Origin of the sequence: Dokdonella sp., assembly GCF_035511235.1 — a bacterium.
Taxonomy (GTDB): Bacteria; Pseudomonadota; Gammaproteobacteria; order Xanthomonadales; family Rhodanobacteraceae; genus Dokdonella.
This window is the reverse complement of sequence record NZ_DATKFQ010000009.1, coordinates 47,948-70,220: the sequence shown is the minus strand read 5'-3', so window position 1 is coordinate 70,220 and position 22,273 is coordinate 47,948. Positions and strand designations below refer to the sequence as shown.

At 71.3% G+C, this 22,273-nt stretch carries 22 protein-coding genes, 1 tRNA gene and 1 riboswitch; of the genes, 10 read left to right on the top strand and 13 right to left on the bottom strand.

Translation table 11 applies throughout. The annotated features are described in order from the left end of the window. Positions 1-16: 16 nt before the first annotated feature. Positions 17-1,051, bottom strand: coding sequence for a hypothetical protein (locus tag VMR06_RS04480; RefSeq protein ID WP_325373446.1), 1,035 nt, complete (start codon positions 1,049-1,051; stop codon positions 17-19). Between the two features lie 216 nt (positions 1,052-1,267). On the opposite strand from VMR06_RS04480, the gene VMR06_RS04475 reads away from it, so the two are divergent. Further along, positions 1,268-1,990, top strand: coding sequence for a Crp/Fnr family transcriptional regulator (locus VMR06_RS04475; RefSeq protein WP_325373444.1), 723 nt, complete (start codon positions 1,268-1,270; stop codon positions 1,988-1,990). A 4-nt stretch (positions 1,991-1,994) separates the two neighbouring features. On the opposite strand, the gene VMR06_RS04470 is transcribed toward VMR06_RS04475, so the two are convergent. The 3 genes from VMR06_RS04470 to VMR06_RS04460 all read right to left on the bottom strand — a co-directional run bounded on the left by VMR06_RS04470 (position 1,995) and on the right by VMR06_RS04460 (position 5,497). Then, positions 1,995-4,013 carry a PAS domain S-box protein gene (locus VMR06_RS04470; protein WP_325373442.1) on the bottom strand — a complete coding sequence of 673 codons (2,019 nt, stop codon included), beginning with the start codon at positions 4,011-4,013 and terminating at the stop codon, positions 1,995-1,997. After that, a complete protein-coding gene (locus tag VMR06_RS04465) occupies positions 4,010-4,759 on the bottom strand; it encodes a response regulator transcription factor (protein WP_325373439.1) in 750 nt (249 codons plus the stop codon). Before VMR06_RS04465 ends, VMR06_RS04470 begins: the two co-directional genes overlap by 4 nt. Positions 4,760-4,912: 153 nt before the next feature. Then, on the bottom strand, positions 4,913-5,497 hold the full coding sequence (locus VMR06_RS04460; RefSeq protein WP_325373436.1) for a TMEM165/GDT1 family protein: 585 nt from the start codon (positions 5,495-5,497) through the stop codon (positions 4,913-4,915). 4 nt (positions 5,498-5,501) lie between these two features. Continuing rightward, positions 5,502-5,683: riboswitch (yybP-ykoY riboswitch) on the bottom strand. A 169-nt stretch (positions 5,684-5,852) separates the two neighbouring features. Between VMR06_RS04460 and VMR06_RS04455 the strand changes: the two genes are divergently transcribed. From VMR06_RS04455 to VMR06_RS04445, 3 genes are all read left to right on the top strand, one after another. After that, positions 5,853-6,275, top strand: coding sequence for a YqaA family protein (locus tag VMR06_RS04455; protein ID WP_325373433.1), 423 nt, complete (start codon positions 5,853-5,855; stop codon positions 6,273-6,275). Positions 6,276-6,405: 130 nt separating this feature from the next. After that, entirely contained in the window at positions 6,406-6,852 is a 447-nt protein-coding gene (locus VMR06_RS04450; protein ID WP_325373429.1) for a DUF1801 domain-containing protein, read from the top strand. Between the two features lie 217 nt (positions 6,853-7,069). Continuing rightward, positions 7,070-8,395, top strand: coding sequence for a hypothetical protein (locus VMR06_RS04445; protein ID WP_325373426.1), 1,326 nt, complete (start codon positions 7,070-7,072; stop codon positions 8,393-8,395). Between the two features lie 212 nt (positions 8,396-8,607). Here the strand turns inward: VMR06_RS04445 and VMR06_RS04440 are convergent. After that, a tRNA-Arg gene (locus VMR06_RS04440) sits at positions 8,608-8,684 on the bottom strand. Positions 8,685-9,002: 318 nt separating this feature from the next. On the opposite strand from VMR06_RS04440, the gene VMR06_RS04435 reads away from it, so the two are divergent. The 4 genes from VMR06_RS04435 (at position 9,003) to VMR06_RS04420 (ending at position 12,237) form a co-directional block, all read left to right on the top strand. Beyond that, the gene (locus VMR06_RS04435; protein ID WP_325373946.1) at positions 9,003-9,482 is read left to right on the top strand and encodes a c-type cytochrome; all 480 of its coding nucleotides are present in this window, start codon (positions 9,003-9,005) and stop codon (positions 9,480-9,482) included. 266 nt (positions 9,483-9,748) lie between these two features. Continuing rightward, positions 9,749-10,501 (top strand): TorF family putative porin, encoded by a 753-nt coding sequence (locus VMR06_RS04430; RefSeq protein ID WP_325373424.1) that lies wholly within the window; start codon positions 9,749-9,751, stop codon positions 10,499-10,501. A gap of 27 nt (positions 10,502-10,528) precedes the next feature. Then, a complete protein-coding gene (locus tag VMR06_RS04425; protein WP_325373422.1) occupies positions 10,529-10,867 on the top strand; it encodes a P-II family nitrogen regulator in 339 nt (112 codons plus the stop codon). Positions 10,868-10,959: 92 nt separating this feature from the next. Then, entirely contained in the window at positions 10,960-12,237 is a 1,278-nt protein-coding gene (locus VMR06_RS04420; RefSeq protein WP_414648069.1) for an ammonium transporter, read from the top strand. A gap of 47 nt (positions 12,238-12,284) precedes the next feature. Here the strand turns inward: VMR06_RS04420 and VMR06_RS04415 are convergent, their stop codons facing one another. Continuing rightward, positions 12,285-12,872, bottom strand: a complete 588-nt coding sequence (locus tag VMR06_RS04415) for an ACP phosphodiesterase (protein ID WP_325373418.1) — start codon at positions 12,870-12,872, stop codon at positions 12,285-12,287. A 69-nt stretch (positions 12,873-12,941) separates the two neighbouring features. On the opposite strand from VMR06_RS04415, the gene VMR06_RS04410 reads away from it, so the two are divergent. After that, on the top strand, positions 12,942-13,622 hold the full coding sequence (locus VMR06_RS04410; protein WP_325373417.1) for an alpha/beta hydrolase: 681 nt from the start codon (positions 12,942-12,944) through the stop codon (positions 13,620-13,622). 31 nt (positions 13,623-13,653) lie between these two features. After that, positions 13,654-14,766, top strand: coding sequence for a cell division protein ZapE (gene zapE, locus VMR06_RS04405; RefSeq protein ID WP_325373415.1), 1,113 nt, complete (start codon positions 13,654-13,656; stop codon positions 14,764-14,766). A gap of 132 nt (positions 14,767-14,898) precedes the next feature. Here zapE and aqpZ read toward each other — a convergent pair whose 3' ends face one another. The 7 genes from aqpZ to VMR06_RS04370 form a co-directional block, all read right to left on the bottom strand. Continuing rightward, entirely contained in the window at positions 14,899-15,600 is a 702-nt protein-coding gene (aqpZ, locus tag VMR06_RS04400; RefSeq protein WP_325373413.1) for an aquaporin Z, read from the bottom strand. A gap of 177 nt (positions 15,601-15,777) precedes the next feature. After that, entirely contained in the window at positions 15,778-16,227 is a 450-nt protein-coding gene (locus VMR06_RS04395) for a hypothetical protein (RefSeq protein ID WP_325373411.1), read from the bottom strand. 76 nt (positions 16,228-16,303) lie between these two features. Beyond that, positions 16,304-16,876 (bottom strand): peroxiredoxin, encoded by a 573-nt coding sequence (locus VMR06_RS04390; protein WP_325373409.1) that lies wholly within the window; start codon positions 16,874-16,876, stop codon positions 16,304-16,306. Between the two features lie 38 nt (positions 16,877-16,914). Then, positions 16,915-17,463: a DNA-deoxyinosine glycosylase gene (locus tag VMR06_RS04385; RefSeq protein ID WP_325373407.1), complete on the bottom strand. Its 549-nt coding sequence runs from the start codon at positions 17,461-17,463 to the stop codon at positions 16,915-16,917. Then, positions 17,463-17,930 (bottom strand): DUF1801 domain-containing protein, encoded by a 468-nt coding sequence (locus VMR06_RS04380; RefSeq protein ID WP_325373405.1) that lies wholly within the window; start codon positions 17,928-17,930, stop codon positions 17,463-17,465. The genes VMR06_RS04385 and VMR06_RS04380 overlap by 1 nt, the downstream gene beginning before the upstream one ends. Before the next feature lie 40 nt (positions 17,931-17,970). Next, on the bottom strand, positions 17,971-18,699 hold the full coding sequence (locus tag VMR06_RS04375) for a hypothetical protein (RefSeq protein ID WP_325373403.1): 729 nt from the start codon (positions 18,697-18,699) through the stop codon (positions 17,971-17,973). Positions 18,700-18,891: 192 nt separating this feature from the next. Further along, positions 18,892-22,233, bottom strand: coding sequence for an ankyrin repeat domain-containing protein (locus VMR06_RS04370; protein ID WP_325373401.1), 3,342 nt, complete (start codon positions 22,231-22,233; stop codon positions 18,892-18,894). Between the last annotated feature and the right edge of the window lie 40 nt (positions 22,234-22,273).

Below are 22,273 nucleotides of genomic sequence, written 5' to 3'. Positions count from 1 at the left end.
AGCGGCCGACGCCGCGCTAGGCCGAATCGACTCGCGGCGAACGCCCGGCCCGGCCGCATACCGCCTCGGATTCCGGCACGCCGGCTGACGAGGGCGGCGTCAGCGCTCCGGCGATCGGCGCATCGATCCACGGCTGCACGGCCGCGCGCATCGCCCGGATCGCGTCCGGGGGCAGCTCGGCGCCGGTCGCGAACGCCGCGGTCGGCGGCGCGGCGCGGGTGCGGCGCAGATTGAGCGCATAGCCGCCCGAGACCGGCGCGCGCGGCGCCGCCGCGTCGAAGACGCGCGAACGCTTGGCCGGCAACGGATCGAGCCCGTCGCTGACGTTGTTGGCGAGCAGGGCCAGTCGCGGCTGCGCGGTGATCGCGGTCAACGAGGCGTAGCGCACGCCGTGGCGCGCGAGATCGCGCATCAGCTCGGCCGGCCAGCCGCGCAGGCGCGCGCGTTCGAGCGGCAGCGCGGCGCCGCCGGGATCGGCCCCGCGGTCGCAGGCGAGCCGGACGCCGGCTTCGAGACAGGCCTGCGCGAGCAGACGCGCGATCTCGGCGGCCTGGCGCCGGCCCGCCTCGGACCCGTAGCCGACGCCGAGCAGCGCCAGCGCGTCGGCCATGCCGGTCAGGCCGATGCGCAGACTGCGCGATCGCCCGCCGTCCGGCCTCGCCGCATCGGCCGCCGCGTCGAGTGCGGTCACCGCCAGACGCGCGGTCTGCGCCAGCGAGGCACGGTCGATCGCGGCATCGGCGCCGAACCGGCCGCGGACGAAGACCGGCACGTTGACCAGCGCGACCAGCCCGTCGTCGGGCCAGGACGCCTCGGGCGTGCCGGCGCTGGCCAGGATCCGCTCGTCGAGCAGCAGCCGCCACGACGCGCAGGCCTCGAGCAGCTCGGCCGGCGGCGGCGACGCCTGTGGCGAGGACGTCAGCGCCGTGACGACGCGCCGCCAGGTCGCCTCGACGTCGAGATCGCGCAGGCGGCCGCGCTCGCGCCAGCGGAACCAGCTGTCCCAGGCTTCGACCGAGGCGGGATCGATGAAAGGAGAAGTGCGATGCATAAGGCCCCGGACCTCGGGGCGCGCGGTTTCGAGAACAGCGAGTATCGGATCGCCGCGTACACCCGACTTGAGCGGGATCAAGTCCACGCGAGGCGCCATCGGTTACACGCCGGTTACACAGCGTTACCGATCGTTGCGGAGCAGTCGTCGCCGCGTGCGCGGCGCCGCCTAGTCTGGGCACCGTTCGCGCAGCAGCGCCCGCCCGGAACGATTCCGATGACCACCGCCACCGCCTCCCTCACGTCCGCCCCGCGCAGCGCCGGCCGTGCGCCCACGACCACCTTCGAGCGCCACGACGAGATCGGCCTGGCCGAGCTGCAGGCGCATGTGCCGGCGATCCGCCGCAAGATCAGCCAGGGCCAGTACCTGTATCGCGCCGGCCAGCCGTTCGCGGCGCTGTTCCTGGTCAACGTCGGCTGCTTCAAGACCTGCGAGCTGGCCGAGGACGGCCGCGAGCAGGTCACCGGCTTCCGGATGCGCGGCGACCTGATCGGCGTGGAGTCGATCGGTCTGAGCCATTTCGCCTGCGACGTGGTCGCGCTCGAGGACGGCGAGGTCTGGGAACTGCCGTACCCGCCGATGCTGACGGCCTGCCTGCGCATTCCGGCGCTGCAGGCGCGGCTGACCTCGGCGCTGGCCGAAGAGGTGCGCCGCGACCGGCTCTGGATGCTCGCGCTCGGCACGCTTGGCGCCGAACGCCGCGTCGCGGCGTTCCTGCTCGACCTGGCCGAGCGTCATGCGCGACTCGGCTTCAGCGGCCGGCACTTCATCCTGCGCATGAGCCGCGCCGACATGGCCAGCTACCTCGCGCTCAAGCACGAGACCGTCAGCCGCGCCCTGTCGCGCCTGGACGCGCTCGGCCACATCGAGGTGCAGCGCCGCGAGATCCGCATCCTCGACGCCGACGGCCTGCGTCACGGCGCCGGGGCCGTGCACTGAACCTTCAGGACGCGTCGAGCGCCTGGCGGATCGCCGCGGCGAACTCGTCGCGGCCATAGGGCTTGCGCAACAGCTTGAGGTCGCCGTCCTTGGCGTCGTCGAGCAGGGCCTGCTCGTAACCCGACACCAGCAGCACCGGCAGGCCCGGATAGAGCCGGCGCGCCTCGTGTGCGAGATCGACGCCGGTCATGCCGCTGCCGAGGATCACGTCCGAGAACAACAGATCGACCGGCTCGGCGCGCAGCCGCTCCAGCGCCTCCTCGGCACTGGCGGCGACGCGGCTGGCGTAGCCGAGCGAATGCAGGAACGCGATCGCGACCTCGCGCACGTCCGGCTCGTCCTCGACCACCAGCACGGTCTCGCCGCCGCGCGCGACGGCGGTCTGCACACGGGGCGGTGCGCTCTCGCGATTCTCCGCCGCGGCCGGCAGGTACAGCGCGACGCGCGTGCCATAGCCGAGCTGGCTGTCGACGGACATCGTGCCGCCGGACTGCTTGACGAAGCCGTAGACCATGCTGAGGCCCAGGCCGCTGCCCTTGCCGGCGGACTTGGTCGTGTAGAACGGCTCGAGCGCGCGCGCCAGCACGTCCGGCGCCATGCCGATGCCGGTGTCGGTCACGCTGATCTCGACGTAGCGGCCGGGTGCCAGTTCGGCCGCCGGCGCGTCGCCGCCCTCGTAGGCGCCGGCCGCGATCGTCAGCTCGCCGCCGCGCGGCATCGCATCGCGCGCATTGAGCGCGAGGTTGACCAGGGCCGCGTCGAGCTCGCCCGGATCGGCGAAGACCTCCGGCAGCGGCGAGGCGCATTCGATGCGGATCCGCACCGCCTCGCCGAGCGTGCGCGTCAGCAGCGCCGACAGGTCGGCGAGCCAGGCGCGCGGCGCGATCGGCCGCGGCGACAGGTGCTGGCGCCGCGCGAACGCCAGCAGCTTGCGCGTCAGCGCCGCGCCGTTGCCGACCGCGCGCAGCGCGCTCTGGATGATCGGTCCGCGCTCGAGGCCGAGCGTATCGTCCTCGAGCAGCTGCAGATTGCCCGAGATCACCGTCAGCAGATTGTTGAAGTCATGCGCGACGCCGCCGGTCAGCTGGCCGATCGCGTCGAGCCGCTGCGCATGCGCGAGCTGCTCCTCGCTGCGGTTGCGCTGCAGCGCCGCGCTCAGCAGATGGCCGATCGACTGCAGGAAGTTGAGCTTGTCGCGGTCGAACGCGCGCGCGTCGGCCGCGAACGCGAGCAAGGCGCCGGTCGGCTCGTAGCGGTCGAACAGCGGCAGCAGCGCCGCGTCGACGTAGCCGTGCGCGGCCGCCGCCGCGCGCAGGCCGCCCTCGTCCCTGACGTCGAACTCGGCCAGCGTCAGCGCGGCGCGATCGGGCGTCGCCAGCCGCGTGCTCCAGGCCATGATGCCGAGCAGGTCCGGCAGCCGGTCGAGCAGTGCCGGCGGCACCTGGGCATGCGCGCGCACGTGCAGGTCGTAGCGCTGGGTGCCGGCGATCAGCACGGCGACCGCGTCGACGCCGAGCGCCTCGGCGACGCGGTGCGGCAGGCGCCCGAGCAGGGTCTCGTAATCGTGCGATTCCAGCGCCAGCCGCCCGACCTCGCCGATCACCGCGTCGTAGCGCGCACGCGCCAGCGCCTGACGCGCGCGCTGCGTCTCGGAGATGTCGCGGATCGAGGCCGCGTACAGCGGCGTGGCGCCGCCGTGCACCGGGCTGAGGCCGATCTCGACCGGAAACTCGGTGCCGTCGCGGCGCATGCCGACCAGCTCGAAGCCGGCGCCCATCGGCCGCACGCGCGGATTGGACATGAAGCGGTCGCGGTGCGCGCTGTGGCCGCCGCGCAGGCGCTCGGGCAGCAGGCACTCCAGCCCGAGGCCGTACAGACCGCGCTCCGGATAGCCGAACAGGCGGTCGGCCTGCGTATTGGCGAGCACGATCGTGCCGTCGCGGTCGACCACGATCATCGCGTCGGGCGCCGTTTCGAACAGCGCGCGGAACAGGGCTTCGTGCTCGGCCGGCGCCGCGCTCATCCGCGTTGCGGCCGGGCCGTGAACAGATAGCCGGCGCCGCGCACCGACTTGATCAGCGCAGGCCGCGCCGGATCGGCCTCGAGCTTGCGGCGCAGGCGGCCGATCTGCACGTCGACCGCGCGATCGTACGGTCCGGCGTCGCGGCCGTGCAGGCGCGAGATCAGATGGTCGCGCGAGAGCACGGTATTGGGCCGGTCGAGGAACACCTGCAGCAGCGCGTACTCGCCGGCGGTCAGCGCCACCGGCTCGCCGCCGTCGGTGCGCAGCTCGCGCGCGGCCGGGTCGAGGCGGAAGCCCGCGAAGCACACCATGCCCTCGTCCGCCGCCGCCGGCGCCGCATCGGCGCTCGCGGCCGTGCCGGCACTGCGGCTGCGGCGCAGCACGCTGCGGATGCGCGCGAGCAGTTCGCGCAGATCGAACGGCTTGGTGACGTAGTCGTCGGCGCCGAGCTCGAGGCCGACCACGCGGTCGACCGACTCGCCGCGGCCGGTGACGATGATGACCGGGCCGCCCCAGTGCGTACGCAGATAGCGCGTCAGGTCCAGACCGTCCTCGCCGGGCAGGCCCAGATCGAGCAGCACCAGATCGACCGGCCCCTGCGCCAGCGCCGCACGCATCGACGCACCGTCGGCGACGCCGCTCACGCGGAAGCCCTGTGCGCCGAAATAGCGGCGGACCAGATCGAGGATGTCCACATCGTCGTCGACGACCAGCAGATGCTGTTCCCGGGTGGGCGACGGATCCATGATAGGCGGCGTGTCGTGGGCGCAGGCGATCGGCCGAATCCTATCATCGTTGCCGGATCGCCCGGCGACGGCGCTCGCACGCGGCGCGATGCGCGCGACGCGCCGATGCCGCGCCGCTCACCCGTTGCGCGGGCGGGTCCAGACGCCATCGCGTCAGGACCCGAGCAGACCGAGGCTGAAATCGACCTTCAGCAGGATCAGCAGGCCGAACAGCGCGAACAGCGCCGCAGCGGCGAAGCGCATCTTCGAGATCGGGAATCGCTGCGCGAGCTTCTCGCCGATCAGCACGGCCGGCACGTTGGCCGCCATCATGCCGAGCGTGGTGCCGACCGCGACCATCGCCAGACTGGCGTATTGGGCGCCGAGCGCGACCGTGGCGAGCTGGGTCTTGTCGCCCATCTCGGCCAGGAAGAACAGCACCAGCGTGGTCGCAAAGGCACCGTAGCGCGGCGGCCTGGCATCCTCGTCGAGCGTGTCGGGGATCAGCGCCCAGACCGCGAAGCCGAGAAACGCCAGACCGAGGATCCAGCGCATGAGGTCGGGACCGACGTGTCCGGCGACCCAGCCGCCGACCGCGGCCGCGAACAGATGATTGACGATCGTGGCGATGAAGATGCCGGCGATGATGCGCTCATGCTGTCCGCGGAACCGGGCGGCCAGGACGAACGACAGCAGCTGGGTCTTGTCGCCGATTTCGGCGATGGCGACCATGCCGAACGACGCGATGAGGGCTTCCACTCGAGATGATCCTGGGGCTGGCGATCGAACACCGATGACCCTGCCCTCCATCGCCGGCCCCGGCTGTGGAGTGCAAGGTCAAAGGTCTCGCCTGGCGGATGCTGCCGACGCCATGGTCGTGACGACCCAAGTGTGTTGACGTCGGCTCCTCCTGTGCGGAGGCGGCTACTCCCCAATGACGGCGCGGACTATACCGGCCGGCCGCGCCGCCGTCGATGCCCCAGGCGCCCGGAACACGGCCGTTGCGGGCCGGTCGTCGCGGACCGGGCGGCGGAAACACGGCACCTTTCGAAGCGACACGACGCCGGTCGCGGTGCGACGCCGCGCGCCTCGTACGCGCCCGTATTATCGCGCGATGGCCTATGCGGGACTGTTCATCGCCGCCTTCGTCGCGGCCACGCTGCTGCCGGCGCAGTCCGAGGCCGTGCTGGTCGGCCTGCTGCAGGCCGGTTACCGGCCGTGGCTGCTGGTGACGGTCGCCAGCATCGGCAACGTGCTCGGCTCGATCGTCAACTGGTATCTCGGGCGCGGCCTCGACCGCTACAGCGACCGGCCGTGGTTTCCGGTCAAGCCGCCGGCGCTGGCGCGCGCGACGCGCTGGTACCGCCGTTATGGCCGCTGGACGCTGCTGCTGAGCTGGCTGCCGATCGTCGGCGATCCGCTGACCCTGGTCGCCGGCGTGATGCGCGAACGCCTCGGCGTGTTCGTGACCCTGGTCGCGATCGCCAAGACCGGACGCTACGTCGCGCTGACGGCCGCGACGCTGGCGTATGCCTGATCGTGCACACTGCATGTCCGCCGGCAGGGCGCCTGCTGACGCGGCAGCACCGACCGTCGGGCGGACGCAGCGCGCATCGAGCCGCCGACACGACCGGACCACGGTCGCGACGCAGCGGCCCGATGCAGCGATGCCGCTACTCACCCCGAATCCGGAGCAGACCGCCGCGATGGCCCCGCGCAAACCGAAGCCTGCAACCGAAGCCGCGTCTTCCGTCGCGCAGTTCCTGGCCCGGTCCGATCATCCGCACCGCACCGGCATCGAGCGCCTGCGCGGCCTGATCCTCGGCCTGGACCCGCGCATCGGCGAGGAGATCAAGTGGAATGCGCCGAGCTTCAAACTCGACGACCACTTCGCGACGTTCAAGCTGCACCCGCCGCGGCAGATCCAACTGGTGCTGCACACCGGTGCCAAGGGCAGGCGCGATGCGCGCGCGTTCCGGATCGACGACCCGGCCGGCCTGCTGACCTGGCCCGCCACCGACCGCTGCGTGTTGACGCTGGCCTCGTCCGAGGCGCTGGCCGAGCACGAAGCGGCCGTGCTCGGCATCGTCCGGCAGTGGATCGCTCAGCTCTGAGTCTGGTGCCGGTGCGGCGGCCAGCGTCGCTCGTCGCCGTGTCCGCATGCCGGCGGCAGGACCACTGATCGAGCGCGGATCACGGCGACGCGTGCCGGCGGACCGGCTCGTTGCCGGCGGCCGCATCGCGGGTCCGTTGCCGGTTCGGTCGCGCCATTGGGGGACTCGCCGGGGAACTGCGTATTGGGAGGGAAGACCCCCTGCCCCGGAGCCGTTCATGAACCTCGTCGCGCTGCGCCGCCCCCTCGTTTCCGCCCTGTTCGTATCGGGCCTTTCGCTGCTGTCCGGCGCCGCCCATGCCGGCTTCCTCTACGGACGCATCACGCCCGCAGCCGGCATCGAGCCCAACGGCGAGTCCAAGAACGTCAGCCTGTCCTCGAACGGCCGCACGGTCGTGTTCTCGAGCGACGCCAGCAACTGGGGCGGCAATCCGTACAACGGCAACCGCGCCGTCGCGGTCGATCTGATGACCGGCGTCATCGACGTCGTTTCGAGCATGCCCGACGGCACGGTCTTCCGCGGCGAGGCGCCGGCCGTCTCCGGCGACGGCCGCTACGTGACGTTCCTGACCTACGGCATCGCCAACATCGGCCCGAGCTGGCAGGTCGCGCGCAAGGACCGCCTGACCGGCGGCCTCGAAGTGGCCAGCGCCAACGCCGCCGGCCAGCCGGCCGAGTCGGGCACCGGCGACGACACCGTGTCGATCTCCGCCGACGGCCGCTACGTGGCGATCGAGACGGCCGCCGCCAACTTCGGCGTGCCGGCTGCGAACGGTCAGGAGATCTTCGTCAAGGACATGATCACCGGCCAGATCGAGATGGCATCGGTCAAGGCCAACGGCAGCCCCTCCGGCGGGCGCTGCACGATCGGGCCGCACGCACTCTCCGACGACGGCCGCTACATCGCGATGCTGTGCCACGTCGAGATGCTGGCGGGTGCCGGCGACGTGCAGATCTACGTGCGCGACCTGCAGGCCAATACCACCGAGCTGATCAGCCGGGTCGGCGCCGACGGCCCCTCGTCGACCGCCTTTCCGGGCCGGCAGTCGATCTCGCCGAGCGGCCGCTTCGTGACGTTCCAGGCCCCCGGCTACGGCGGTCTGGGCTATGCCGACGGCGCCAACATCAACAGCAACAGCGGCATCTATCTGCGCGACCGCCAGACCCAAACGACGATCGCGATCCCGCGCCCGCCGCTGGTCGCCTCGAGCAACTACGACAGTTGCAACGTCTCGGCGATCTCCAGCGTCGGCTCGGTCATGATGGCCTGCCCGCTGCCCAATGGCGCGTTCTCCAACTCGCAGGTCTTCCTGTTCGTGCCCGGTGCCGGCGCACCGGAGCTGCTGAGCACCGGCGTCGGCAGCGCACCCGGCAACCGGCCGTCCGGCTACACGATGTCCGTCAACGGCTCGGGACTGTCGATGGTGTTCGAATCGACCGCCAGCGACATCGACCCCAACGACGGCAACGGCAAGAGCGACATCTTCATCCTCGCCCATCACTCGATCCTGATCGACGAGATCTTCGCGAGCGGGTTTGAGTGAGGCGCATCGCAAGCCCGCTGATGTCACCAGACCGCTTCGCTGAAGCGCTGGCCGAGCGGAACGGACTGCAGCGCTCCATCGCGTCAGCCGACCGCTGCGCGTATGGAGCGCGCGGTACCTTACGGGGTCGAAAGCCGGCGCACGACCGGCATCAGCCTGGCTTCCCCGTCGCCCGCTACCACTGGCCGAAACGGGCGTCGACTCGAAAGAAATGGCGCGCCCGGAGGGATTCGAACCCCCGACCAATGGCTTCGGAAGCCACTACTCTATCCGGCTGAGCTACGGGCGCGTTGTTGCGGGTGTCGGCGTGTCCGCGGAAGGGAACTGCCGCCGAGGAGCGGCCGGGAGGCCGCCGCGGGGTGGCGATCATAGCGTGTCGCGCGGCGTTGATCCATGCGCCTGCGACCTTGGCGCCCTTTCGTGGCCTGGGGCGGCTGGCTATACTTGCGCGTCTTTTTGGCCTGTTGGACGATCCGGGCGGGTCATCCCCGGCCGGAGCGTTCGTGCGGACCCTTTGCCGGCAGCCGCTTTAGCTACCCGCTACCGAGGTGGATTCGTGAGCAATCCCGTAAACAAGACCGACCTGGCCTTCCTCAAGCATTTCTCGATGCTGATCCTGTTCCTGGTCCTGGTCGCCATCGGCCTGTTCGCGCTGGCCATGCACATCTACGCGGGCAACCCGTCGCCCACCAACACCGATCAGACCAAGGTCGTCGACACGCGTCTGGCGCCGGTCGGCGGCGTCTACGCCGGCGATACCGGCCGCGCCGCGATGCTGGCCGCGCAGGAGGCCGCTGCCCAGGCGGCCGCCTCGCAGGTGGCCTACGGCGGCACCACCGACGGCAGCGTGATCTTCGGCAACCTCTGCCAGAGCTGCCACGGCACCGGCGCCGGCGGCGCCCCGAAGCTGACCGACAAGGCGCACTGGGGCCCGCGTCTGGCCGAGGGCGTCGATACGCTGGTCAAGCATGCGATCGAGGGCTACACCGGCAGCAGCGGCATGATGCCGCCGCGCGGCGGCAATCCGGCACTGACCGACGAACAGGTCCGCGCAACCGTCGAGTGGATGATCGAGCAGGTCAAGTAAACCGCCGGTTCCACCACTTCTTGCGATCGAAACGCCGCCGTCAGGCGGCGTTTTTCGTTGCGGCCCCGCATGAGCGCGGCCGCCCTGCGCTTGTGCAAGTCCGCTGTCGCGGCGCACCAGCCTGGTGCGCCCGGCGGCTCATCCTCGCCTGCAGCCGAGGATAAATATTTGATAAATAAGGCCTGATGCGCCGCAGCATGGATGGCATGTCGCTTGCTGAACCGGGAGGGCGTTGACCCCGATCCCACACCAGCAAGAGGCCCGTCATGAACAAGCGACTCTCGGCGTTGTGCGTGTCCGTTCCGATCGTGTGTTGTCTGGCCGTATCGGCCCATGCCCAGGACGAGGCGGCAGCGCCGTTCAGCGGCTCGTTCGCGCTGACCAGCGACTACATCTTCCGCGGTACGACGCAGACCAATCGCAAGCCGGCCCTGCAGGGCGGCGTCCAGTACGACCACGCCAGCGGCTTCTACGCCGGCGTCTGGGGCAGCAACGTCAGCTGGCTGTCCGACGCCTCCGACGAGGTGTCCAGCAGCGTCGAGCTCGACGCCTACGCGGGCTTCTCCAACAGCTTCGGCGACAGCGACTTCGGCTACGACGTCGGCGTGCTGCGCTACTTCTATCCGGGCCGCTACCCGACCGGCTTCGTCAGCCCGAACACGACCGAGGTCTACGCCGCGCTGAGCTGGACCGAGCTGACGCTCAAGTACTCCTACGCGCTGACCAATACGTTCGGCTGGGCCGATTCGAAGCACAGCGACTACGTCGAACTCAACTACAGCCTGCCGTTCGCCGAGGTCTGGACGCTGGACCTGCACGTGGGCCGGCAGACGATCGACGGCACCAGCGGCGCCGACTACACCGACTGGAAGGTCGGCATCGGTTACGACTTCGGCCAGGGCTATTCGCTGTCGGCCGCCTACGTCGACACCAACGCCGACGAGGACTACTACACCAACGCCTTCGGCAAGAACCTCGGCAAGTCCACCGGCGTCGTGACCTTGACCAAGTCGTTCTGAGGCGACGCCTCGCTCACGGAGAACCCCATGAAACTGATCACCGCCATCGTCCGACCGTTCAAGCTCGACGAGGTCCGCGAAGCGCTTTCGCAAGCGGGCGTGTCCGGCATCACCGTCACCGAGGTCAAGGGCTTCGGCCGCCAGAAGGGCCATACCGAGCTCTATCGCGGCGCCGAGTACGTCGTCGACTTCCTGCCCAAGATCAAGATCGAAACCGTCGTCACCGACGACCGCGTCGACGCCGTGCTCGAGGCGATCCAGACCGCCGCGGCCACCGGCAAGACCGGCGACGGCAAGATCTTCGTCGCCGCCATCGAACAGGTCATCCGCATCCGCACCGGCGAAGTCGGCGCGGACGCCCTTTGAACTCCCATCGCGAGGAAGCCATGAACAATCGACTCTCGACACGGTGGCAGCACCGTCCGCTGACCGGCCTGGCCCTGCTCTGGGGCGTGACGATGGCCGCCTTCCCGTCGCTCGCGTTCGCCCAGGAGGCCGCGCCGGTGGTCGTCGACAAGGGCGACGTCGCCTGGATGCTGACCTCGACCCTGCTGGTATTGCTGATGACGGTGCCGGGCCTGGCGCTGTTCTACGGCGGCATGGTGCGCGCCAAGAACGTGCTGTCGGTGCTGATGCAGGTGCTGACCGTGTTCTCGCTGCTGGTGATCCTGTGGGCGGTGTACGGCTACAGCCTGGCGTTCGCCGGCGGCGGCGCGTTCATCGGCTCGTTCGACAAGCTGTTCCTGTCCGGCGTCACGATCGACTCGCTGGCCGACACCTTCACCGACAACGTCAAGCTGCCCGAGTACGTGTTCATCGCGTTCCAGTCGACGTTCGCCGGCATCACCGGCGCACTGATCGTCGGCGCGTTCGCCGAGCGCATCAAGTTCTCGGCGGCGCTGCTGTTCTCGGTGCTGTGGTTCACGTTCGGCTACCTGCCGATGGCGCACATGGTCTGGGCGGCCGGCGGCTACCTGTTCGAGAAGGGCGCGCTGGACTTCGCCGGCGGCACCGTCGTGCACATCAATGCCGGCATCGCCGGTCTGGTCGGCGCGTACCTGGTCGGCAAGCGCACCGGCTTCGGCCGCGAGGCGATCAAGCCGCACAACGTGACCTTCACGATGGTCGGCGCCTCGCTGCTGTGGGTCGGCTGGTTCGGCTTCAACGCGGGCTCCAACCTCGAGGCGACCGCCGGCGCGGCGCTGGCCTTCATCAATACGCTGTTCGCGACGGCCGCGGCGGTGCTGGCCTGGTCGCTGGTCGAGGCGATCACCAAGGGCAAGCCCTCGGTGCTCGGCGGCGCCTCCGGCGCGGTCGCCGGCCTGGTCGGCATCACGCCGGCGGCCGGCCTGGTCGGGCCGTTCGGCGCGATCGTGATCGGCCTGGCCGCCGGCGTGATCTGCGTCTGGGGCGTGACCGGCCTCAAGCGCCTGCTCGGCGCCGACGACAGCCTGGACGTGTTCGGCGTGCACGGCATAGGCGGCATCGTCGGCGCGATCCTGACCGGCGTGTTCGCGGCGCCGTCGCTCGGCGGCACCGGCGCGGCCGATTACGCGATCGGCGCGCAGGTCGGCGTCCAGGCGCTCAGCGTCGGCATCACGATTGTCTGGATCGGCATCGTCTCGGCGGTCTCGTTCTTCGTCGCCAAGCTGGTGTTCGGCCTGCGCGTGACCGAGGAAGAGGAACGCGAGGGTCTGGACATCACCTACCACGGCGAATCCGCCTACGAGAGCTGAGACCCGGCGGCGGGTGCCCGATCGCGGGCACCCGCCGCGTTGCGCGATCAGGCGCGCCAGCGTTCGGGCCGGCGCGCGAACTCGACCAGATCCGGAAAGAACGCGGCGAAGGCCGCGTCGAGCTGCGGCTCGATCGGCGCGATCGCGTCGAGCCCTTCGGCCAGCGGATTGGACCGGCTCAGACGGCTGCCGACACCGGCCAGCACGCGGCCGATCATCGCGCGCTCGCGGTAGCGCAGCGGCAGATCGTTCGCGTGCAGATAGCGCGAGAACCGCCGCAGCCCGTCCGGCAGCACCGCGTCGTGACCGTGCAGCAGGCGCTGCACGCGCAAGCTGAAATCGGCCAGCGGCTCGCCGGACCACTGCGCGAAGTCGCGTGCGAGCAGATGGTCGAACCACACGTCGAGCACGATGCCGGCATAGCGCCGGAACGGTGGCGCGAACAGGCCGCGCGCAGCGGCCACCTGCGGATGCGCGTCGGTGTAGCGGTCGATCGCGCGGTGCTGCGCGATACCCTCGCGGCGCAGCGCCGGCAGGGCCGGGTCGACCGTGCCGCGCACGAAATCGCCCATCAGGCTGCCGAGCATCCGCTCCGGCTCGGCGCCGGCCAGCAGGGCGTGCGCGAGGTGATTCACCGGCCGGCCGCTCGGGTCGACACGGCACATGGCCGATCGGGGCATCGCATCCCTTATTATCGCTATCCGATGAATGCCTCGTCTCCTTCCCGCCCCACCGCCTTCCCCGCCGACGCGGCGGGCCTGCTGCTGCCGGGTCCCGCCGGCGCGATCGAGCTGGCCTGCGCAGTGCCGGAGCCGGGCACCGCGCGCGCCGGCACGGCGGTGATCTGCCACCCGCACCCGCTGCAGGGCGGCACGATGCACAACAAGGTCGTCACGATCATCGAGCGCGCGCTGCGCGAGCTCGGCCTGGCGACGGTGCGCTTCAACTTCCGCGGCGTCGGCGCGTCCGAAGGCCGCTACGACGAAGGCAACGGGGAGTCGGACGATCTGGCCGCGATCGTGGCCTGGGTGCGCGAGGTGCGGCCCGGCGACGCGGTCTGGCTGGCCGGCTTCTCGTTCGGCAGCTACGTTGCGCTGCGCAATGCGCAGCGTCTGGACGCGGCGGCCCTGGTCACGGTCGCGCCGCCGGTCGGACGCTGGGACTTCTCGCAGATCACGCTGCCGGACTGCCCATGGCTGGTCGTGCAGGGCGAGGAGGACGAGGTCGTCGATCCGGCGGCGGTGTTCGACTGGATCGAGACGCTGGCCGAGCCGCCGCAGCTCGTGCGCATGCCCGAGACCGGCCATTTCTTCCATCGCCGCCTGATGGACCTGCGCGGCCTGCTCAAGAACGCGCTGCAGCCGCACCTGCCGCCGGCGGCATGAGCGGCCGCTGCGTTTCGCCGAACGCGCCGCCGTGACCGAAGCCGCGCACGACCCGCCTCAGCCGCCGAGCGCGCGCTATCGCGCTGGTGCGGCGGCCGGATACTGGCAGTCCGATCCGGCCCAGGAAGCGGCCCTGCCGGCGCTGGACCGGATCTGGCACGCCGTGGTCGAGGCCGAGCGCCCGCTGCCGCTGTGGCAGCGCCTGACCGGGCGCCGCACACGCGAGGCGCCGCGCGGCCTGTATCTGTGGGGCCGGGTCGGCCGCGGCAAGACCTTCCTGACCGAGCTGTTCGTCGACAGCCTGCCGATCGCGGCCAAGCGGCGCGTGCATTTCCATCGCTTCATGCAAGAGGTCCATCACGACCTCAAGGCGCTGGCCGGTCGCGCCGACCCGCTGGTCGAAGTCGCGCGGCGCACCGCGGCGCAGGCGCGCCTGCTGTGCCTGGACGAGTTCCTGGTCAGCGACATCGGCGACGCGATGATCCTCGGCAACCTGCTCAAGGCCCTGTTCGCCGAGGGCGTGGTGCTGGTCACCACGTCGAACACGCCGCCGTCCGAGCTCTACCGCGACGGGCTGCAGCGCGACCGCTTCCTGCCGGCGATCGCGGCCATCCAGACGCATTGCGAGACGGTCGAACTGGCCTCGCCGCACGACTGGCGGCTGCGCGCGCTCAAGCAGGCGCCGGTCTACCACACGCCGCCCGGACCGGAGGCCGAGCGACGCATGCTGGCGACGTTCCGCCGCGTCGCGCACGGCGCCGAGCAGGTCGATTTCACGCTGACGCTGAACGAGCGGCCGGTGCCGGTGCGACGCGCCGCGGCCGGCGTGATCTGGTTCGATTTCGCCGCGCTGTGCGAGGGGCCGCGCGGCGTGGCCGACTACATCGAGCTGGCGCGCAGCTACCACACCCTGCTGGTGTCCAACGTCCCGCAGTTCACGCCTCAGACCGAGGACGCGGCCCTGCGCTTCGTCGAGCTGGTCGACGAGCTCTACGACCGCGGCGTCAAGCTGGTGCTGTCGGCGGCGACGCCGATCATCGATCTGTACGACGGCAACCGGCTGCGCGCGGCGTTCGCGCGGACCGAGTCGCGCCTGATCGAGATGCAGAGCGAGGACTACCTCGCGCGCGAACACCGCGGCTGAGCGCAAGCGCCGGCCGCGGGTTCCGGGCCGGATCGCGATACGACGATCGCGCCGCCCCACCCTTGCACGCACCGCGGGTGCAACGATGCATGAGGGAACCGGCGGATCTCGCGTCCGCCGGTTCCGCGACGCTCAGCGCCGGGCCGGCTCGAACAGGCCGCGGTAGACGATGCCGCCGATCGCACCGCCGATCAGCGGCGCGACCCAGAACGCCCAGAGCTGGGCCAGGTGCGCGCCGCCGGCGAATACCGCCACGCCGGTGCTGCGCGCCGGATTGACCGAGGTATTGGTCACCGGAATGCTGATCAGGTGGATCAGCGTCAGCGCCAGGCCGATCGCCAGCGGCGCGAAGCCGGCCGGCGCGCGGCCGTCGGTCGCACCCATGATGATCAGCACGAAGAACGCGGTCAGCACGATCTCGGCGACCAGCGCGGCCGTCAGCGAATAGCCGCCCGGCGACAGCGCGCCGTAGCCGTTCGACGCGAAGCCGGCCGAGACGTCGAAGCCGCTCTTGCCGCTGGCGATCAGATACAGCACGCCGCCGGCGGCGATCGCGCCGAGCACCTGGGCGATCACGTACGGAATGAAATCGCGCGCCGGAAAGCGGCCGCCGGCGAGCAGGCCGATCGAGACCGCCGGATTGAAATGCCCGCCGGAGATGTGGCCGACCGCATAGGCCATCGTCACCACGGTGAGGCCGAACGCGAGTGCGACACCGGCGAACCCGATGCCGAGCTGCGGAAATGCCGCGGCGAGCACTGCGCTGCCGCAGCCGCCGAATACCAACCAGAACGTGCCGAGAAACTCGGCCGCCGTACGCTTGCCCAAGGACATGGCTGACTCCCTCTCAAGTGAACCTGCGTTCCGCGACGTGCGGAGCGCCCCTCGTCCCGCATCGGCGGGCACGGCGGCATCCTACGCGTGTGCATCGGCGTCATTTGAAAACTTCGATGGCGGGCAAAAAAACGGCGCCCCTCGGGGCGCCGTCGAGCCGATCGTGATGGGGGAGGCCTACTTGACGCGGCTGATCGTGAACGCGCCGACGCTGACGCCGAGACCCACGCCCTCGCCGGTGCCGGCAAGCGCCAGCGAGACGGTGCCCTTGGTCAGCACCTGCGCGGAGCCGGACTTGACCGCGCCGGCCTGCGCTTCGCCCTCGGCGTAGGTGCCGAGCACGTCGTTGATCGTACGCACGTCCGAGAACGTGCCGCGGCCGTCGTCGATCCGATACTTGCCGACGGTCAGGCCGCCGCCCTTGGCTTCGATCTTGACCTGCATCGACTGGCCGTTCTCGCAGGTGACCGTGCCGGTCCCCTCCGCGTGCTTGACCACCGCGGCCCAGCCGCTCAGCGTGAAGCGCAGCTTGCAATCCAGATCGGCCGCGCGCGCCGGCGTCGCGCTCATCGCACCGATCATCAGCGCGGCCGCGGCCACGCCTGCCAACCCTGCACGTGTTGCCATGGTGTCGTCCTCCTCTGAAGGGCGTTCAGTTTTGGGCGACGAGCCTGAACGGGGCGAAACTTGTCGGCAGCGCGGTTCAGCCGGCCGATGGCATCGCCTGTTCGCGCTTCAAGCGGTCCAGGTCGGCGAGCACGTCCTTGACGTTCTGCTCCGGATCGACGTCGACGTAGCGCCGCGCCACGCGGCCCTGCGAATCGATCAGGAAGGTCTCGCGCCGCGCGTAGGACATGCCCATGCGCTCGGCGAGCACGCCGTAGCGGCGCGCCGTGGACTTGTCGATATCGGCCAGCAGCGGGAACGGCACCTGATGCTTCTCGGCGAACTCGGCATGCGAGGCGACGTCGTCGAGACTGACGCCGAGCACGTCGGCACCGGCCTTGCGCAGCTGCGCGATGTCGTCGCGGAACGCGCAGACCTGGGTCGTGCAGCCGGGCGTGAAGTCCTTCGGATAGAAGTACACCACGACCCAGTGGCCGCGGTACTGGTCGAGCGTGTGCCAGCGGCTCTTCTGGTCTTGCAGACGGAAATCGGGCGCGGCCTGGCCGGCTTGCGGGCCGGCGGTCGCCATCTCGGCCGCGCCGGCCTGCGGCGCGGTGACGCCGTACCCGACGAAGGCCAGCAGCGCGGCCGACAGGATCAGGGATCGCATTGGGGGTGACTCCTCGGGGCGAAGAAAACCCCGACAGCTTACTCCGCCGCCGTGCGCGCGGCGGGGTCGACGTAATCGAGCAGCACGCGCCAGCGCTCGCGCTTGACCGCGACCGGCATCGACGCATTGGCCGGGCTCGTCGACGGCAGCGCGAGCACGGTCAGGCTTTCCTCGAACCCGGCCGGCAGCGTCGGCCGGACCAGACGGCGAAACGCCTCCTGCGCCTTGCCGCCGTTGAGCGCGATCGTGCGCAGGCGCGGCTGGGTCCGCAGCAGGCCGGCGATGTCGTTGGGCACCTCGCTGGCGCGTACGATCGAGGCGTCGAGACTGCCGGGCCGCTCGCAGTCGCGCAGCACGTCCCAGATGCCGATGCCGAGCGCATGCAGACGGCCGATCCGTTCGGCATAGGGGAGGTCCGGTCCGGCGTCGAACATCTCGCCCATGAAGCGCCAGAACAGGTTGTGCGGATGCCCGTAGGACTGACGCAGCTCCAGCGAACGCACGCTCGGCACGCTGCCGAGCAGCAGCAGCCGGCAATCCGGACCGACCTGCGGCGGAAAGCTGCTGACGCGATGGTCCGCGGCCATCAGGCCTTCTTCGCGCGCGCGGCCGCGGCGCGGGCCGCTTCGTGCTCGGCCACGAAAGTCTCGACCGGCGTCGAGGCGATCAGCGCGGCGAGCGCTTCGAGCGGCAGATCCTGCAGTCGCTTGAAGCGCACGCAGGACTTGCCGAAGTCGAGCTTCTTGCCGGCCTCGCGGAACGCGTCGCGCAGGGTCTGCTCGCGTGCGGAACCCTCGCACAGACTCATCAGATACAGCGAGTAAGCGTTCTTCTGCGCGGCCAGGGCGGCGTAGCCGAGCGGCTGTCCGTTGGACGTGCCGGCGTAGCGTTCGAGCGGGACTTCATAGCAGATCATGCCCCAGTTCATCGTCTCGACGTAGCCCGGCGGCAGATGCCGCACGATCAGATCGCGCAGCGGCGCGATCACCGCCCGGCGCTCCTCGGGCAATTCGGCCAGATAGGCGCTCACGCTGACGGCGGTGCTCTTGACCATGATCGTGCTCCTGCGCGTTCGCGCTGGCTTCGTGGGTGCTCTACTTCTTCTTGGCCAGTTCCGGGAACTTGGCCGCGTCGTAGCCGCCGACCTCGAACTCGAAGCGGCGCTTGCCGCCGTCCTTGAGCGTGGCCTCCAGCGTGATCGTGCCGGTCTTGCTCATGCGCGCGATGAAGCCCTTCTCGTCCTTGATGAAGAGCGCCGGCTCGCCGGTCTCGGGCAGATAGGCCTCGATCGCGGCGGCCTGGCCGTCGAACGTCGCCGGCAGCTTGCAGACGTCGCGGCAGACGAAGCCCTTGCCGCTGCCGAACAGGTAGACGCTGAGGCCCCACTCGCTGTGCCGGCGCAGCACCAGCCGGATGCGCTCCTCGGCCGCGCCGCCGCTGCTGTAGATCGACGCGGTGTTCTGCGTGCCGCCCGATTCGGACGTGCCGGTCTGGTATGACCACAGCCGTTCCAGCCGCCGCCGCGTCGTCGTCGCCTCGGCCTTGGCCTGCACGTCGGCCAGCGTCTGCTTGACCTTGGCCGCCTCCGGGCTGTCCGGAAAGCGCTGCACGATGTCCTGGCCGATCGGCGCGGCCAGCTCGTAGCTCTGCGTCTTCAGGAGGTCCTCGTACATCGCGATCTCCTTGGCCAGCTGCGTATTGACGGCGGGTGCCGCCGGCGCGGCCGGTGCCGGCGTGCGGTCGGAGCCCGAACAGGCGGCGAGCAGGCCGGCCAGCAGCAGCGGCGCCCAGGTGGATGCGTGGCGGAACGGAACGATGGACATGCGCGAGACCCGGATCGATGGAAAGACGTCGGAGGCGACACTAGCAGGCTGCCGGTAAACGAGGGCCTGCCCGTGCCGAGTGGAGACTGCACGAGCCCGTGCCGCGCTCGGCAACGACGCGGCCCGGGCGGCACTGGCCGGACGCACGAACGGCGCTGCGGCCTGCCCGCCGCGGCCGCGTCCGGCCGCCGGCTATTCGATGACCTGGCGGCGCAAGGTCTGGCGCACGCTCGGGATCGCGCGCCGGTTGACGCCGAGCTCGGCGGCCAGATCGGCATAGCCGAGCAGCGCGGCGACCTCGCCGGGCGAGCGCCCCATGCGGTCGGGCAGATCAAGCGGCGCGCCGCGCGTCTTGAGCAGGCGCGCGCAGCCGAGCAGACCATGCATCGCGCAGGCATGCAGCGGACTGACGCCGCGCTGGTCCTGCCGATCCAGCGGCGCGCCGCGCTCGACCAGCAGGCCGGCGACCAGCGCCAGATGCCGTGCATCGCAGGGCGTGCCGGGGTCGGCACGCGCGCCGAGCAGCAGCAGCAGGGTGTCGTAGCCGGCCTCGTCGCGCTGTTCGAGCAGGGCGCGATGGCGCAGCAGCGTGTCGAACAAGGCATGCGCGGTCGCCGTGTCGCGGCTGCTGAACGCGAACTGCGCCGCCGCGTGCAGCGCGACGATGCCGGTATCGTCGGCGGCATTGGCGTCGGCGCCGGCCTGCAGCAACAGCTCGGCGATGCGCGGCAGACCGAGCGCCGCGGCGACCATCAGCGCGGTGCCGCCGCCGGGCAGCGGCAGATCCGCCGGCACGCCGCGCTCGAGCAGGGTCGCGACGACCGACTCGCGCCGCGCGCTGACCGCCGCCGACAGCGCGTGCGCGCCGGACTGCGTGAGGTGGTGCCGGTCGGCGCCGGCATCGAGCAGCAGCGCGACCAGACCGGCGTAGCCGGCGCCGCTGGCGCGCACCAGCGCGGTCGCGCCCTGCGCGTCGGTGCCGTCGAGCGCGACACCCATCGCCAGCATGCGCTCGACGGCGTCGAGGTCGCCGAGCGCGGCGGCGGCCGGCAGATCCTCGCCGCGCAGGCGGCGGCGCGGCAGATGCCAGCGCGTCCAGTTGAGCCAGTAGGCCAAGTCGCGCTCGGGCCGCGCCAGCGCGAGGCCGAGCGCGGTTTCGCCGTGCGCCGAGGCGATCTCCGGGTCGGCACCGGCAGCGACCAGGCTGCGCAGCAGCGGCACCGCGGCTGCGGCTTCGAGCTTCATCGCCGCATGCAGCGGCGTGCGGCCGACCACGTCGCGCGCGTTCGGGTCGGCGCCGCGCGCGAGCAGCGCATCGAGCAGGTTGGCGTCGCCGAGCGCAGCGGCCAGATGCAGCGCGGTGCGCTCGCCGGCGGCGCGTCCGGCGGCATCGGCACCGCGCTCGAGCAGGTCGCGCGCCAGACGGCGCAGCGGCAGGCCGGGCTTGTCGGCCGGGGTGACCGCCAGGACGCGCGCGAGCACGCCGGCTCCGCCGACGGCGACACCGCGCGCGACCAGTTCGGCGAGCGCTTCGTGGGCGTCGGGCAGCTCGGCGAGCAGCGCCTCGAACAGGCTGCGCCCGTCGGCCATCCGCGCATCGACGTCCAGAGCGCGATTGAGCAGCCAGTCGCGCGCCGCGCGATGCTCCGCGTCGCGCAGCGCCAGGAAGATGCTGGCCAGCACGTTCTGCGGCCAGTCGCGGACCATGCCGGCGAATTCCTGCACCACCGGCCAGTGGCCGAAGCGCAGCGCATCGAGCAGATGCTCGGCGCTGGCCGCCTCCATCGGCAGCGTGGTGCCGACCAGGCTGCTCGGCAGCGGATAGGCCGGATCGAGCAGCGCGACGATGTGCCAGCGCCCGGCGGCGACCGCGTAGTCGAGCGCGCGGCGGCCGTCGCCGGCACGGCGTTCGCGATCGGCGCCCTGCGCCAGCAGCGCGCGCACGCAGTCCTCGCTGGCATGGCGCGAGGCGCAGGCGACGATCAGCGCGGTGCGGCCGTTGACGTCGACGCGGTCCGGATCGACCTTGCGCCGGCCGAGCGCATGGACGACCTGCACTGCGCCGACTTGGGCGGCGGCCATCAGCGCGGTGGTGCCGTGCTGGTCGGCAAGATTCGGATCGGCGCCGGCCGCGAGCAGGGCCTCGACGATCGCGGCGTGCCCGGCCAGCGCCGCGGCGAGCAGCGCGGTGCGATCGAGCGTGCCGCGCACGTCGACCGCAGCCTTGCGCTTGAGCAGCAGGCGCACGCCGGCCGGATCGTCCTCGGCGACCGTGGCGGCCTGGATCAGGGCCGGCTGCGCGCCGGCGACGTCGCTGCGCGCGCCGCGGTCGAGCAGGAAGCCGGCGATCGTCCAGTTGGCGTTGGCGCAGGCGATGCCGAGCGTGGTCAGGCCTTCGTGATTGATCGCGTCGACGTCGGCGCCGGCATCGACCAGCAGCGCGGCGACCGCCGGCTCCACGCACAGGCCGGCATGATGCAAGGGGGTGTTGCCGGCCGCGTCGGCCAGCCGCGGATCGGCGCCGTTGGCGAGCAGCATCATCACCGCGTCGGGGCGGCCCTGGTAGCTGTCGCGCGTCGCGGCGATCAGCGGCGTCAGTCCGGCCTGGGCGCGGTTGACGTCGGCGCCGCGGCCGATCAGCGTGCGCAGCAGCCGCAGATCCGGCTGCGTCACGGCGACCATCAGCACGCTGCGCTGGTCGCGGTCGTGGCCTTCCGGCGCGGTATCCGGATGGGCGCCGTGCTCGATCGCGGCCAGCGCCAGATCGACCTGGCCGGCGCGCGCGGCATTGAGCGCGATCGCATTGAGCTCGGCGCGCGCCATGCCGGGCGGCAGCAGCGGCGAGGACGCCGCCTCCACGGCCGGTGCGGCCCGGTCCGGCTGGCTGCGCCGGCGGCCGCGCCGCGTCAGCAGCAGCCGGATGCAGCCGCCGGCGATGCCGAGACAGGCCAGCGGCACCACGACGAGCAGGTACAGCAGCGCCGCGACCAGGCGCGTCCCGTCGGCGATGCGGTCGCCGGCCGTCGGCATGACCAGCGCGCCGCCGACGATCAGCAGCACGCCGACCGCGGCCGGCAGGCCCTGGAACAGGTTGTTGCGGAAATCGCGGGTCAGATGCCAAGCGAACGCGACGCTGCGCTGCAGGGCCGCGAACAGCCAGGAACGCCCCTCGTCGCGCGTGTAGGCGTCGTCCCATTCGAACGGCAGCGCCAGCGCCGGCCACGAGCGCCAGAACACGTACAGCGCGGCCAGCAGCGCCAGCGAGGAACCGAGCGCGGTCGCCGCCGACGGGGCATGCAGCAGCCACCACGCCGGCACCGCCATGATCGCGGTCAGTACCGCGGCGAAGCCGATCAGCAGCACCAGCGCGACCAGACCCGAGCGGGCCAGATCGCGCCAGACGCCGCGCTCGCGGCCGAAGCCGATCGCGCGACAGACCAGGGTCATGACGACCGCGTCCAGGGCCAGCAGCACGACCAGCGTCGCGGGATGGCGGATCAGGCCGGACAGCAGGGTCAGTACGGAATCGGGCATGCCGGCCTCGTCGGCGGTCTGCCGGGCGCGCCGAGCGCGC

What these genes read in the sequence shown, in the direction of transcription:
- VMR06_RS04455 (WP_325373433.1), top strand. Translation starts at nt 5,853, where the DNA reads ATGGCCTATGCGGGACTGTTCATCGCCGCCTTCGTCGCGGCCACGCTG.
- VMR06_RS04445 (WP_325373426.1), top strand. Translation starts at nt 7,070, where the DNA reads ATGAACCTCGTCGCGCTGCGCCGCCCCCTCGTTTCCGCCCTGTTCGTA.
- VMR06_RS04450 (WP_325373429.1), top strand. Translation starts at nt 6,406, where the DNA reads ATGCCGCTACTCACCCCGAATCCGGAGCAGACCGCCGCGATGGCCCCG.
- VMR06_RS04395 (WP_325373411.1), bottom strand. Translation starts at nt 16,227, where the DNA reads ATGGCAACACGTGCAGGGTTGGCAGGCGTGGCCGCGGCCGCGCTGATG.
- VMR06_RS04475 (WP_325373444.1), top strand. Translation starts at nt 1,268, where the DNA reads ATGACCACCGCCACCGCCTCCCTCACGTCCGCCCCGCGCAGCGCCGGC.
- aqpZ (WP_325373413.1), bottom strand. Translation starts at nt 15,600, where the DNA reads ATGTCCTTGGGCAAGCGTACGGCGGCCGAGTTTCTCGGCACGTTCTGG.
- VMR06_RS04435 (WP_325373946.1), top strand. Translation starts at nt 9,003, where the DNA reads ATGCTGATCCTGTTCCTGGTCCTGGTCGCCATCGGCCTGTTCGCGCTG.
- VMR06_RS04420 (WP_414648069.1), top strand. Translation starts at nt 10,960, where the DNA reads ATGGCCGCCTTCCCGTCGCTCGCGTTCGCCCAGGAGGCCGCGCCGGTG.
- VMR06_RS04390 (WP_325373409.1), bottom strand. Translation starts at nt 16,876, where the DNA reads ATGCGATCCCTGATCCTGTCGGCCGCGCTGCTGGCCTTCGTCGGGTAC.
- VMR06_RS04480 (WP_325373446.1), bottom strand. Translation starts at nt 1,051, where the DNA reads ATGCATCGCACTTCTCCTTTCATCGATCCCGCCTCGGTCGAAGCCTGG.
- VMR06_RS04375 (WP_325373403.1), bottom strand. Translation starts at nt 18,699, where the DNA reads ATGTCCATCGTTCCGTTCCGCCACGCATCCACCTGGGCGCCGCTGCTG.
- VMR06_RS04470 (WP_325373442.1), bottom strand. Translation starts at nt 4,013, where the DNA reads ATGAGCGCGGCGCCGGCCGAGCACGAAGCCCTGTTCCGCGCGCTGTTC.
- VMR06_RS04370 (WP_325373401.1), bottom strand. Translation starts at nt 22,233, where the DNA reads ATGCCCGATTCCGTACTGACCCTGCTGTCCGGCCTGATCCGCCATCCC.
- VMR06_RS04425 (WP_325373422.1), top strand. Translation starts at nt 10,529, where the DNA reads ATGAAACTGATCACCGCCATCGTCCGACCGTTCAAGCTCGACGAGGTC.
- VMR06_RS04385 (WP_325373407.1), bottom strand. Translation starts at nt 17,463, where the DNA reads ATGGCCGCGGACCATCGCGTCAGCAGCTTTCCGCCGCAGGTCGGTCCG.
- VMR06_RS04410 (WP_325373417.1), top strand. Translation starts at nt 12,942, where the DNA reads ATGAATGCCTCGTCTCCTTCCCGCCCCACCGCCTTCCCCGCCGACGCG.
- VMR06_RS04380 (WP_325373405.1), bottom strand. Translation starts at nt 17,930, where the DNA reads ATGGTCAAGAGCACCGCCGTCAGCGTGAGCGCCTATCTGGCCGAATTG.
- VMR06_RS04465 (WP_325373439.1), bottom strand. Translation starts at nt 4,759, where the DNA reads ATGGATCCGTCGCCCACCCGGGAACAGCATCTGCTGGTCGTCGACGAC.
- VMR06_RS04430 (WP_325373424.1), top strand. Translation starts at nt 9,749, where the DNA reads ATGAACAAGCGACTCTCGGCGTTGTGCGTGTCCGTTCCGATCGTGTGT.